The 11192-nt window shown below is 62.8% G+C and carries 12 protein-coding genes; 3 read left to right on the top strand and 9 right to left on the bottom strand.

The window, feature by feature from the left end; all coding sequences use genetic code 11:
* The first annotated feature begins 36 nt into the window (after window positions 1-36).
* On the top strand, window positions 37-333 hold the full coding sequence (locus ACFOYY_RS19305) for a DUF4235 domain-containing protein (RefSeq protein ID WP_352016173.1): 297 nt from the start codon (window positions 37-39) through the stop codon (window positions 331-333).
* Window positions 334-396: 63 nt separating this feature from the next.
* On the opposite strand, the gene ACFOYY_RS19300 is transcribed toward ACFOYY_RS19305, so the two are convergent.
* From ACFOYY_RS19300 to ACFOYY_RS19280, 5 genes are all read right to left on the bottom strand, one after another.
* Complete coding sequence (locus ACFOYY_RS19300) at window positions 397-1770, bottom strand: alpha,alpha-trehalose-phosphate synthase (UDP-forming) (protein WP_352016174.1); 1374 nt, start codon at window positions 1768-1770, stop codon at window positions 397-399.
* A gap of 53 nt (window positions 1771-1823) precedes the next feature.
* The gene (locus tag ACFOYY_RS19295; protein WP_386190472.1) at window positions 1824-2756 is read right to left on the bottom strand and encodes a hypothetical protein; all 933 of its coding nucleotides are present in this window, start codon (window positions 2754-2756) and stop codon (window positions 1824-1826) included.
* A gap of 79 nt (window positions 2757-2835) precedes the next feature.
* On the bottom strand, window positions 2836-3135 hold the full coding sequence (locus ACFOYY_RS19290; protein WP_184715811.1) for a DUF4193 domain-containing protein: 300 nt from the start codon (window positions 3133-3135) through the stop codon (window positions 2836-2838).
* 293 nt (window positions 3136-3428) lie between these two features.
* Complete coding sequence (locus ACFOYY_RS19285) at window positions 3429-4727, bottom strand: sensor histidine kinase (RefSeq protein ID WP_386190631.1); 1299 nt, start codon at window positions 4725-4727, stop codon at window positions 3429-3431.
* Window positions 4728-4807: 80 nt separating this feature from the next.
* A complete protein-coding gene (locus ACFOYY_RS19280) occupies window positions 4808-5461 on the bottom strand; it encodes a response regulator transcription factor (protein WP_184715809.1) in 654 nt (217 codons plus the stop codon).
* A 219-nt stretch (window positions 5462-5680) separates the two neighbouring features.
* Between ACFOYY_RS19280 and ACFOYY_RS19275 the strand changes: the two genes are divergently transcribed.
* The gene (locus ACFOYY_RS19275; protein WP_184715807.1) at window positions 5681-5848 is read left to right on the top strand and encodes a hypothetical protein; all 168 of its coding nucleotides are present in this window, start codon (window positions 5681-5683) and stop codon (window positions 5846-5848) included.
* Between the two features lie 65 nt (window positions 5849-5913).
* Here the strand turns inward: ACFOYY_RS19275 and ACFOYY_RS19270 are convergent, their stop codons facing one another.
* The gene (locus tag ACFOYY_RS19270; protein ID WP_362911626.1) at window positions 5914-6732 is read right to left on the bottom strand and encodes an inositol monophosphatase family protein; all 819 of its coding nucleotides are present in this window, start codon (window positions 6730-6732) and stop codon (window positions 5914-5916) included.
* A gap of 99 nt (window positions 6733-6831) precedes the next feature.
* On the opposite strand from ACFOYY_RS19270, the gene ACFOYY_RS19265 reads away from it, so the two are divergent.
* Window positions 6832-8316, top strand: coding sequence for a recombinase family protein (locus tag ACFOYY_RS19265; RefSeq protein WP_386190471.1), 1485 nt, complete (start codon window positions 6832-6834; stop codon window positions 8314-8316).
* 49 nt (window positions 8317-8365) lie between these two features.
* Here the strand turns inward: ACFOYY_RS19265 and ACFOYY_RS19260 are convergent, their stop codons facing one another.
* From ACFOYY_RS19260 to ACFOYY_RS19250, 3 genes are all read right to left on the bottom strand, one after another.
* Window positions 8366-9730: a phage major capsid protein gene (locus tag ACFOYY_RS19260; RefSeq protein WP_386190470.1), complete on the bottom strand. Its 1365-nt coding sequence runs from the start codon at window positions 9728-9730 to the stop codon at window positions 8366-8368.
* A gap of 213 nt (window positions 9731-9943) precedes the next feature.
* The gene (locus tag ACFOYY_RS19255) at window positions 9944-10342 is read right to left on the bottom strand and encodes a hypothetical protein (protein WP_386190469.1); all 399 of its coding nucleotides are present in this window, start codon (window positions 10340-10342) and stop codon (window positions 9944-9946) included.
* Window positions 10342-10701 carry an HNH endonuclease gene (locus tag ACFOYY_RS19250; RefSeq protein WP_386190468.1) on the bottom strand — a complete coding sequence of 120 codons (360 nt, stop codon included), beginning with the start codon at window positions 10699-10701 and terminating at the stop codon, window positions 10342-10344. The genes ACFOYY_RS19255 and ACFOYY_RS19250 overlap by 1 nt, the downstream gene beginning before the upstream one ends.
* Between the last annotated feature and the right edge of the window lie 491 nt (window positions 10702-11192).

Raw genomic sequence — 11192 nt, 5'->3', positions numbered from 1 at the left:
TCTCGTGCGAAGCGAAAACAGCGGGGAGGGGGCCACATGGCCGACAAGTCCGAGAAGCAGGATCTGGCGTGGCGGGTCATCGGCGGCCTCGCGGGGCTGGCGACCGCCTGGGCCGCGCGGAAGGTCATCGGGTTCGCCTGGGAGAAGACGACCGGCAAGAAGCCGCCCGCGGACAACGAGTCGCTGGACATCAGCATGGGCGAGGCGATCGGTTACGCCGTGGTGATGGGGGTCGGCATGCAGGTGGCGCAGATCGTGGTCGCCCGCACCGCCAGGAAGCGCTACGACGCGTGGAAGTCCCTGCGGGGGGCGGCCAAGGAGATCTCGCTCTGACCCGGCCGTGCCCCGCCGCCCGCCGGTCAGGCGGGGACGGGGCGCGGCGCCGTGCGTTCCGGGTCAGGATTCGAGCGAGGCGAGGAACTCCTTGGCCCAGCGATCCACGTCGTAGGTCGCGACCCTCCTGCGCAGTGAGCGCATCCGGCGTGACAGGTCGTGCGGCGTGGCCCGCATCGCGGCGAGCATCGTCCGTTTGAGGCCGTCCACGTCGTAGGGGTTGACCATGAACGCCTGCCGCAGTTCGTCGGCCGCCCCGGCGAACTCGCTGAGCACCAGGGCCCCGCGCAGGTCGTTGCGGCAGGCGATGTACTCCTTGGCGACGAGGTTCATGCCGTCGCGCAGCGGGGTGACCACCATCACGTCGGCCGCCAGGTAGAGCGCGGCCAGCTCCTCCCGGCCGTAGGACTGGTGCATGTACTGCACCGGCTGCTGGCCGAGTTCGCCCTGCTCTCCGTTGATCCGGCCGACCTGGAGCTCGATCGAGTCGCGCAGGCGCATGTACTCCTCGACCCGCTCCCGGCTGGGGGTCGCGATCTGCACGAAGGCCGCCTCCCCCGGTTTGATCGAACCCTCGGACAGGAGTTCGCCGAAGGCCTTCAGGCGCTGGCCGATGCCCTTGGTGTAGTCGAGCCGGTCGACGCCGAGCAGCAGGCACTCGGGGTCGCCGAGCTCGGCGCGGATCTCCTTGGCCCGCTCGGTGATGTGCGGTTCGCGCACCAGCGAGTCGAGCTCCCCGAAGTCGACCGAGATGGGGAAGGCCGCGGCCCGCACCACCCGGTCCTCTACGTAGATCTCGTTCTTGTGGTGCTGGAGGCCGAGCAGCCGGCGGCACAGCCGGATGAAGTTCGACGCGCCGCCGGGGCGCTGGAAGCCGACCATGTCGGCGCCGAGGAGCCCCTCGACGATCTCCCTTCGCCAGGGCAGCTGGGAGAACAACTCGACCGGTGGGAACGGGATGTGCAGGAAGAACCCGATGCGCAGGTCTGGACGGAGTCTGCGGAGCAGGGCCGGGACCAGCTGCAGCTGGTAGTCCTGGATCCACACGACCGCGTTCTCGGCCGCCTCCTCCGCGGCGGCCCTGGCGAAACGCTCGTTGACCGTCCGGTAGGCCTCCCACATGACGCGGGAGTAGACCGGGGGTGCCACCACGTCGTGATAGAGGGGCCACAGGGTGGTGTTAGAGAAGCCCTCGTAGTAGAGCTCGACCTCCGACTCCGACAGCGGCACGGGGATGAGGTGCATGCCGTCGTGTTCGAAGGGGTCGAGATACTCACCGGGGGCGCCGTGCCAGCCGATCCACGCGCCCTCACGTCGCTGAAGGACGGGAGCGATCGCGGTGACCAGGCCGCCGGGGCTGCGCCGCCACATGTCGTCACCCACACGGTCGACGGGGAGGCGGTTTGCGACGATCAGAAACGAGCTGCGGCCCTGCACAAAATCCTCCAGGTAGTCGGACTACTCCTAACAACTACCCAATTCAGGCGTTTCTATGACTTACCGGGTGGAAGCGCCCCACTAATTCTTAGATCACCCCTGACCGCCTCCGCGAGCCTTCTTGTGGCGGCGCGATTGAGGGCCCCACCTGCGACGGCGCCCGTGAGGAAGGGGCCGAGGGTGGTCAGATGGCGGCCGAGGGTGCGCAGCAGCCTGTTGCGCAGCGCCGTCTTGGCCGCCGCGCCGAGCGCGATGCCGACCGTGGCGGGCGACAGCGGGTCGACGCCGCGCTGCCTGGACCAGGCGGCCACGAAGACCATCGCACGCTGGGCCCCTGTTCCCGGCACCCGTACCCCGTAAACCTCGTGGAGCTCGGCGAGCAGCTTGACCTCGATCGCGGCGACCACCAGGGTCTCGGCGACGAGCTGGGCGGGGGCGGACAGCAGCAGGGGCGGGGTGACGAACTCGGCCGCGGCCAGCGCGCCACCGATGGCGCCGACCGTCATGGTCGCCTTGGCGGCCGTCCGCACGAGATCGTCGGCGAGGGCCTCGGAGGTCAGGCCGTGGTGGTGCTCGGAGAGGGTGGCCAGATCTCGGATGGGAATGCGAGGGGCGACGGCGGTGAACACCTCGGCCAGCCAGCGGCCCCGGCCGACCCCCGTCGCCTTGGCCCTCCTCGACCCTCTGGCCAGGAGTGTGGTCAGGCGGCCGAGCAGCCGTCGCCGCTCGGTGCCCGCGAGCCCTTCCGGCTCGATGAGTTTTCCGACGAGCTCGGCCATCTCCTGGTCGTTCGCCCCGTCGGCCGTTCCCTCGGCCGTGCTCCCGGCGCCCCCGGCGCCCTCGGCCGGGCCCGGCCGGTGCTCCCGCGTGCCCGCGGGCTCGGTTCGCCCGTTCGCCGCGCGGTCCTCGTTCGCGGGTGCGCCGGCCGACTCCCCGGCGATGGAGTCGCCCGGCTTCGCACCGGTCTGTTTGTTCTCTGACGTCATGTCGCGGAACCTCCTCAGGGCTGTCCCGGCGTCCTTCCCGTCGTCGGGAGGACGACCTCGGACGGCCGTCGGAATATCGTCAGGCCGCGCACTCCTTGCAGATCTGCTGGCCGTTCCTCTCGGTGGCGAGCTGACTGCGGTGGTGCACGAGGAAGCACCGCGCGCAGGTGAACTCGTCGGCCTGGCGAGGAATCACCCTGAGCGAGAGCTCCTCGTTGGACAAGTCCGCGCCCGGCAGTTCAAGCGACTCGGCGAGGTCCGTCTCGTCGATGTCGATACTGCCCGAGGACTTGTCGGTACGGCGGGCCTGCAGTTCCTGAAGACTGTCCTCGCCGAGGTCGTCGTCAGTCTTGCGTGGGCTGTCGTAGTCGGTAGCCATCGGTCTGCTCCATCCCCCTCATCTATCTATCTGTCCGCGCTTGTGATCCGTTTGCGCTCGTTCGCGCGTGTGTAACGCTTGAGAGGCCCAACTTGTGCCCGATCCGCCAGATAGATTCCTGCTTCGGTACCCCGTCGGAATGGCCGATGAACCTCCCCACACGTGAGGGACCTCCCACCAATGGGCGTGGTTAGCCAAATATGGCGTAAACCACAACATTGGCGGCATGCACCACCGTGTTCGACGGCACATCCAACCACATGTACGGCGTGAACGAGACGCCCCCCGCCGGATCAGCGCGACTGAAGTCTCACCGTCACCACGAGGCCTCCTCCGTCCCTGGGAACGGCGGCCACGTTGCCCCCGTGAGCACGCACGACCGCGCGAACGATGGACAGCCCGAGCCCGGCCCCCTTTGAGGAGTCGATCCGTTCGGCGTTGAGCCTCCGGAACGGCTCGAACAGGCTGTTCACCTCGTAGGCGGGCACGTGCGGTCCCGTGTTGGCCACCTGAACGACGAGGGCCCCCTCAACAATTCCCGTGCGCACCCACACGCGTCCCTCTTCGGGGAGATTGTGCTTGATGGCGTTCTCGACCAGGTTGGAGACGCAGCGTTCCAGGAGCACCGGATCGCCGACCGTCTCGGCGCTCTGCAGCTCGGTGGTCACGACGACCCCGGCCTCCTTGGCGCGCGGGACGAGCTGCTCGACCGCGGTCTCCGCGACGTCCTTCACGTCCACCGGCTTGCGCACGCTCAGCTCCCGCTCGCTGCGCGCCAGCAGCAGCAGCCCCTCGATGAGCCGCTCGTTGCGCGCGTTGACCTCAAGCAGCGTACGGCCGAGCGCCTTGAGGTCCTCCGAGGCCTGCGGGTCGCCCAGCGCGATCTCCAGGACGGTCCGGTTGATGGTCAGGGGGGTGCGCAGCTCGTGCGAGGCGTTGGCCACGAACCTCCGCTGGGTGTCGAAGGCCACGTTGAGCCTGGTCAGCATCGCGTCGAAGGTGTCGGCCAGCTCCTTGAGCTCGTCGTCGGGGCCTTCGAGGTCGATCCGCTCGTGGGCGAGGGTGCTGTCGGAGAGCCTGCGCGCGGTCGTGGTCATCTGCTGGATCGGCCTGAGCGCCCGGTCGGCGACGAGATAGCCGATGATGATCGCCAGGATGCCGACCCCGGCCAGCGCGGGAACCGACCTGGTCAGCAGGGCCTTGCGCGCCCCGGTGACCGCCAGGTGCAGGTTGGAGTTCCACCACTGCTGGACCTGGACCGCGAGGTCCTGGGGCATGTCGTCGGTGACCGCCCTCGGCCACGCCGACTCGATCGCCCAGCCGACCATCATGTAGATGACGAACAGCAGCAGAACCCCGGCGATGAAGAACAGCACGCCGTAGGTGATGGTCAGGCGCCAGCGGATGCTGATCCTGCTGACCGTCGTGTGCAGCCGTTCCAGCGGGGTCGGCGAGAGCGAGGTGTCACCGGGCGGGGGCGGCCCGTCCCAGGCGGGCGGCCCGGTCGGCGGGGGCGCCTGGACGCGGACCGGCGTCACGGTGGCCTGGCGCCCGCCGTTCCTCGCGCTCCGCTCGGAGTGCGGACTGATCATGGGGTGGGTCGGCACCCCCTGCCCCGCCTCCTCGGCGGGGCCGTCCGCGAAGCGGCCCTTCCCCGCGCCCTCGCCCGCGCTCACAGCTTGTATCCCACCCCGGGCACCGTCTCGATCACCTGAGGCTCACCCAGTTTCTTCCTCAGGGTCATCATCGTGACGCGCACCACGTTGGTGAAGGGGTCGATGTTCTCGTCCCACGCCTTGTCGAGCAGGTCCTCCTGGCTGACGACCGCGCCCTCGGCGCGCATCAGCTCCTCAAGGACCGCGAACTCCTTCTTGGTGAGGGCGATCTCCTCGCCGTCCCTGGTGACCAGCCGCTTGCCCGGGTCGAGACGGACCCCGGAGCGCTCCAAAACGGGGGGCAGCGCCGGGGCGGAGCGGCGGCCGAGCGCCCGCACCCGCGCGACGAGTTCGACGAAGGCGAACGGCTTGGCGAGGTAGTCGTCGGCGCCGAGCCCCAGCCCCTCCACCCTGTCGTCGACGTCGCCTGAGGCGGTGAGCATCAGGATCCGCGACGCGGTCCTGTCGGCGACCAGGCGGCGACAGACCTCGTCGCCGTGGACCTTGGGCAGGTCCCGGTCCAGGACGATCACGTCGTAGTCGACGTATCCGGTCCGTTCGAGCGCGCCGGCGCCGTCGTAGGCGACGTCGACGGCCATGGCCTCGCGCCGGAGCCCGGTGGCGATCGCGTCGGCGAGCACCCGCTCGTCCTCAACCACAAGCACGCGCACGACCTCTGCTACCTCCCGTGAAAGATCCGCGAAACCCGCGGCAGCGACTTTTCATTGTCGCCATACCCCGCGTAAGACGGGGGTAAGGCCGGTCTCACCATACGAACAATCCGTGATGTAAGACACATATAGGTTTAGCCATCCCATCGGCGTGGGTAGAGCTCAAAACCCAGTCCCCCGCCAGCCCAATCCTTCAGCCCCCGTGAGAAAGAAGGTGAGATGGGCGAGTTCACCACCACGATCGAACACCGCCTCGACCAGGCTTACAAAAACCTGCAGGAAGCCAGGTCCGCGGGCGACCACTACCTCGCCGACACCTTCACCGCCGAGATCGAGGATCTCCGCCGTCTGGCAACGGACAACGGCGTCGTCCCCGTCCAGCGCTGAGCGAACAGGCCCCCCGACGCCCTGCCCGGGGGGCCTGTTCGTGCTCCGGACGGGTCCCGGGCCCGTCAATCGTCGCGTTCCGGGTCCAGCGGTGCCAGCAGATCGTGCAGTTCCTCGAAGAGACCGGGCGCCGCGCAGATCGTCAGGTCCGGGTTGGGCCGTCTGCCCCCCAGACCGCCGATCCTGGCCCCCGCCTCCGCGGCGATGAGGCCGCCCGCCGCGTGGTCCCAGTACTGCGGGCCGCGCTCGTAGTAGCCGTCGACCCGCCCGGCGGCGACCGAGCACAGGTCCGAGGCGGCCGAGCCGCCCCTGCGGATGTCGCGCACCCGCGGCAGCACGTGGGCGAGCACCCGCGCCTGGACCGCGCGCCGTCCGGCCCCGTAGCCGAACCCGGTGGCGATCAGGGCCCGGTCGAGTGACACGCCCGTGGTGCAGCGCAGCCGTTCCCCGGCCAGCCAGGCTCCCTCGCCTTTGACCGCGGTGAACACCTCGCCCCTGGGCACGACGTTGACCACCCCGGCGACGACCTCACCGTCCACCTCGACGCCGACGCTCACCGCCCACTCGGGCAGGCCGTACATGAAGTTGACGGTTCCGTCGATCGGGTCGACGATCCAGCGGACCCGGCCCTCGCCGGTCGAGCCGCCCTCCTCACCGAGGATCGCGTCGCCCGGCCTGGTCCGCCTGATCCGGTCGCGGATCAACTCCTCGGCGGCCTGGTCGAGCGCGGTCACCACGTCCGTCGGGCTGGACTTGGTCGCCAGGACCTCGGGCCTGGCGGGCCGCTTGGCCAGGAGCATCTCCCCCGCCTCCCTGGAGATCTCCTCGGCCAGCCGGGCGAGAAGCCTCGCGTCCTCCCCGGCCGGCGGCCCGCCGCGCGTCACGACAGCGACTCCGGTCGCTTCCACTCCCTGCCGAGGACGTGCTGGGCGAGGAAGGCGAGCACGGTCACGTTTCCTCTCCGGTACCTGTAACCTACTGCCATGCGGGCAGCCTCCTACGCGAGAAGATCAGACTCAAAAGGCAAGAAACACGATGAACGTTCAGTAGAAGAACAGGACGCCCTAAATCTCCGTGCAGCTCAGTCTAACCACTGGGATCTACCACCTACGCGGATGTACCGAGACAACGACCTGTCGGCATCTCGCTACTCCACCAAAGAGCGTCCCGACTGGCTTGCACTCGAAAAAGAACTTAACTCAGGGCAGCTAGACGTTCTTCTCATCTGGGAAACCTCCCGAGCATGGCGCAAGCTTTCGGAATGGGTCCTATTGGTGGACACTTGCCGAGACAACAAGGTCTTAATACATGTCACGAGCCATGGCCGCACATACGACCCCACGCAAAGACGAGACCGCAAGACGCTTATTGAAGAAGGCGTAGACTCGGAAGACGAGACAGAGAAGACATCAGAGCGGGTTAAGCGCGCCATGGAAGCCAACAGGCAACAAGGAAGACCGCACTCCCGCCCACCTTACGGCTACGCCATCGAAGTGGATCCCACTAACCACAGGGCGAAGATTCGCGTCCCGGTACCTGAACTAGCACCTATAGTTCACGAGATCATTAGGCGCGTGGCTAGGTCCGAACCTGTATCAGCCATCGCCAAGGATTTGAATCTCAGGGGAATTGATAGCCCCTCGGTAGCTCAGGGGCTTAAGCCTCACCCTAGATCCCAGGGGAAACCCCAGTGGTCGCCTGCGATGGTTCGCAAGATTTGCACTAATGAAGCCTACATAGGCAAGCGGGGGCTAGTAGATGCAACATGGCCACCGATCGTAGAAGACGAAGGTTTTGAGGAACTCTTCTGGAAAGCCAACAACCTTATTAAGGATCCCGAACGTAAGACCACTAAGCCAGGTAGAGCTAAGTACCTACTAGCCTTCTTGGGAAGGTGCGGGGTATGCAATGAGTACTTAACCCGTATGGGTGGCAGAGAAGGTCCTGATAGGTATAAGTGCTACGCGGCGACAGGATGCGTAACCATCCGAATGGATTGGGTAGATGCAGCCATCGGCGAGGCCATCTGCAACCGGCTCGCCAAAGGCGACGTGCTTGAGCAGCTAACAACACGAGACAATAAAGATCTTTACGCAGAACTAGAAGAACTCAGAGCAGATCACCAGACAGCCCTAGATCTACGCTCTAGAAAAAAGCTCTCACTTCTGGCCTTGAGCCAAGAAGAGGAACGGATCCTTCCCCGCATAGAAGAGATAGAGAAGGCTCTTAGGCCCGTAACACTTCCTCAATGCATCGAGGACCTTACTAAGGATGCGCAGGGAAACCTACAGATCATCCGTACCCGATGGAACCGACTTGACATTCCAGCCAAAAAAGATGTAGTCCGCACCCTGATTGAATCCATCCGAATACTGAAGACAACCGTCCCCGGACAACACAAGACCGATGAGCAGATAGACAACATGCTCAAAGCGAGAGTCAAAGTTAAGTGGGTCAACGAACAGTAGGAACACGAAGAAGGCCCGTACCTCACTAAGAGGTACGGGCCTTCTTCGTTTAGCCGTTCAGATTGAGAAGCCGGAACGCATCGGGAACAAGGACATCTGACCCTGTCCTCTTATACGCATACCAACCCCTAGTTCCGGTTGGCCTACCGTTCGAACCGAAGATGTGCGGAATAAATTCGACTGTAGTTCCAACCCGGTCAACAATGCAGAACTGCGTGAAATCGCCAGCCAAGAGGACGTTGTCCGCCCCAGCGCCTAACGTCCCATCCATATGGGAGTTTTCCCGGAAGTTCCAACCAAGCATCTTAGGTGGGTAAGTCGAGTCATCCACCATCGGATAGTTGAGTCCAGCCGCTTGAGGAAGCAACCGGAACATATTCATAATGCTCAGGTTCGCCATCCACTGAGCCCTAGGACGCCATCTAGCCGGAAGAACGCTTTGCATGTTGAAAGCCTGACTAGCAGCAATGGCGTTAGTGGCATCCGTGATGACAGAACCAGAGACGGCATTAACAGCGGTGACTACTCCCTTGGGCTGTCCCGATCCCGATCCTGTAGTGAATGCCTGTCCTTCGATGTTGTCGAAAGCGTCAACAAAGACCCCGGCTAGTTGCCGACCAAGGTCGGAATCCATAGTCACCTCAAGGGAGGCAGCTACAAAGGCTGTTGCCTTACGCACCGGGATAGAAGGCTGACCAAGAGTCGGGCTATCGTCTGTCGTCTCTACGTTCTCGGCATCCCAATGGGCTACGACACCAGCGCTTGTCACTCCATTCCAAGAGTCCGTTGCAGTGGTCTCAACCCGAGAGATTAGACGCAGAGGATTAGAGGTACCCGAATTGGTCAGGATGATGGAAGGGTCAAGAGTGAAGGGGACTAGGTAGCCCCCAGCAGTATCAGAACCCAGCGACATAGCCCGGTACTCCTGAACCTGCTGGAAAGCCCTAAGTTCCTCATCGCTCCATTCACGGTGCCCGTTAACAGGGTCACGGAAGATCTTAGCCATAGCTCGCTCATAATGGGCATCGCTAGCGACTACGGCCCACCGTGCGAAGCTGGAAAGCTCCGCACCCTTAGCCGTATCCAAGACCTTAAAGGCACGGTGCTTAGCGTCATCAGGGCAACCCTGCACACGCTCAATGGCCCTAAGAGCCTTGTCCCTCACAGAACCGTTAGCACTCGACATATCACCAAACCCGCCTAAGCCATTGCCGGGAACACCGCGTTCGATCTTTACCTGTCCCGACTGATAGAGGTTCCTCAGATTCTCAATATCTGCATTACGCTCTAACTGGCGTCGCTCAGTGTCGAGTCCTTCGAACTCCGCCGAAAGTTGGTTGTACTTACGTTCCTGGGAACGGGTGAGGTTCTGATGTTTTCCGAGACGTTCAATCTCGACTGTGATTTCTTCCATCCTGGAAAGGATGTCAGCATGACGACTCATTAAGAGACTCCTAACTAGAAAGAAGTCCCTTAGTCGCTTCGCAAAGCCTAGCTAGGCTTCCTCGGGACTTACTCCGGATTGGATGCCCGTACGTCCGAACGCAATAAGGGAAAGGACTAAGGAACGGCCTTTGAGTAAGGGGTCGAAGAAACCTCAAAGGCCGTTCCGTTGATTACGGTTATATCACAAACAATCGCTCCTGTCAAGCAAGAGAGATTCATCCAATGGTGTTAGAGTTTCGATCTCTATATCTTCAAGGGGGAGAGTTGAAACGGCTTCCTCCCAGCTACCGGGAAGCCTCTTTGCCATGCCCTCATACTTGATTTTCCTCGTCTTCAAAGCGTTCTCAATCTCAAAGGATATGGTCTGCAAGAAGTTCGCTAGATAGTTAACGTCTAAGAGCTGGCTTCTTACGAAGCACGTCACCCTATGAGCTTCCCTTAATTCACTATCCGTCATTCCCGAGATGCCTACGGCTAGATACTCAAGCGGAATAGCCAACTCATCTCTAGTTGGGTCCAATCTCTTCCTAGCAGGGTTGCATTGGCCCTTAAGAACTTCCCCGAAAATGTCATCATTCATTAGAACGTCCAAACTCCCGGCTCGGGGTTTCCCTCGGTAGGGACAAATACTTTCTCTGCCCCCTCAGCTTCTGATGTCTTTAGCGCCCTCTTGGCTAGAGCGTTCTTAGCACCTTCCATAGCTCCCTTAGTCGTGTTGCAGGTCCTACATAGAATTCTGAGATTATCTGGAGTAGTGCTCCCGCCTTCCACCCTTGGAATGATGTGGTCAAGGTGTGCAGAACCATCCCCCTCCTGAACTCCAATCCCACAGTGTTGGCATGTGTAGCCATCACGGATAAGAATCTCTAAACGCAGTTCCTTCCACGCCTGACTACCTCCATTGCTGACAGGAAGTTTCCTAGGTCGCCCAGAACCCATTAACCCCCCTCCTTTCCCTAGCCATGATCGATTTTTGTTCGGGTCTGTGTGTGGAAATTTTCTTGGGCGGGTTCGAACAGGAGACCCCTCATCTTCCGTCAGACTCCCTCCCCCTACCCCTCCTTGGTCTTCTCGCTGCTCATAGCTCGTATGCCTTGCTAAGGCTCTCCCTTCTCCCTGCCGACTTCGCCTGTGGCTGACCATGGAGCCGATGGCCGTAGACACCTACTGTTGCTGCCTCTTAAGAAGAGCGGAACAAAGGAATCTCACTCTTAATGGTCCAAAATCTCAGAGCGTAGGACCTGTTGAGCATGGGACAGAGAGGTAATCGTGTTCGTCATACCCCGTGCTAATCACTGGTTGTACTCGATACCTGAACACTAGTGCTGCTCTTGGATCTATTGGTTAAGTCTTACGCGACTTAGCAACCTCAAGAGGTTGTCACTTGAGGCTGCGGCTGAGGGAAGCTAGGCCGTGTCTGCCGTGTCATT

The organism is Streptosporangium jomthongense (genome assembly GCF_042650425.1).
In the GTDB taxonomy this organism is placed as follows: domain Bacteria; phylum Actinomycetota; class Actinomycetes; order Streptosporangiales; family Streptosporangiaceae; genus Streptosporangium.
The sequence above is the reverse complement of the archived record's forward strand: the minus strand, read 5'-3'. Positions and strand labels throughout refer to the sequence as shown.

Coding starts and splice junctions, on each gene's coding strand:
- ACFOYY_RS19255 (WP_386190469.1), bottom strand. CDS start 10,342: ATGAATGATGACATTTTCGGGGAAGTTCTTAAGGGCCAATGCAACCCT.
- ACFOYY_RS19250 (WP_386190468.1), bottom strand. CDS start 10,701: ATGGGTTCTGGGCGACCTAGGAAACTTCCTGTCAGCAATGGAGGTAGT.
- ACFOYY_RS19260 (WP_386190470.1), bottom strand. CDS start 9,730: ATGGAAGAAATCACAGTCGAGATTGAACGTCTCGGAAAACATCAGAAC.
- ACFOYY_RS19275 (WP_184715807.1), top strand. CDS start 5,681: ATGGGCGAGTTCACCACCACGATCGAACACCGCCTCGACCAGGCTTAC.
- ACFOYY_RS19290 (WP_184715811.1), bottom strand. CDS start 3,135: ATGGCTACCGACTACGACAGCCCACGCAAGACTGACGACGACCTCGGC.
- ACFOYY_RS19285 (WP_386190631.1), bottom strand. CDS start 4,727: ATGATCAGTCCGCACTCCGAGCGGAGCGCGAGGAACGGCGGGCGCCAG.
- ACFOYY_RS19305 (WP_352016173.1), top strand. CDS start 37: ATGGCCGACAAGTCCGAGAAGCAGGATCTGGCGTGGCGGGTCATCGGC.
- ACFOYY_RS19265 (WP_386190471.1), top strand. CDS start 6,832: ATGCGGGCAGCCTCCTACGCGAGAAGATCAGACTCAAAAGGCAAGAAA.
- ACFOYY_RS19295 (WP_386190472.1), bottom strand. CDS start 2,756: ATGACGTCAGAGAACAAACAGACCGGTGCGAAGCCGGGCGACTCCATC.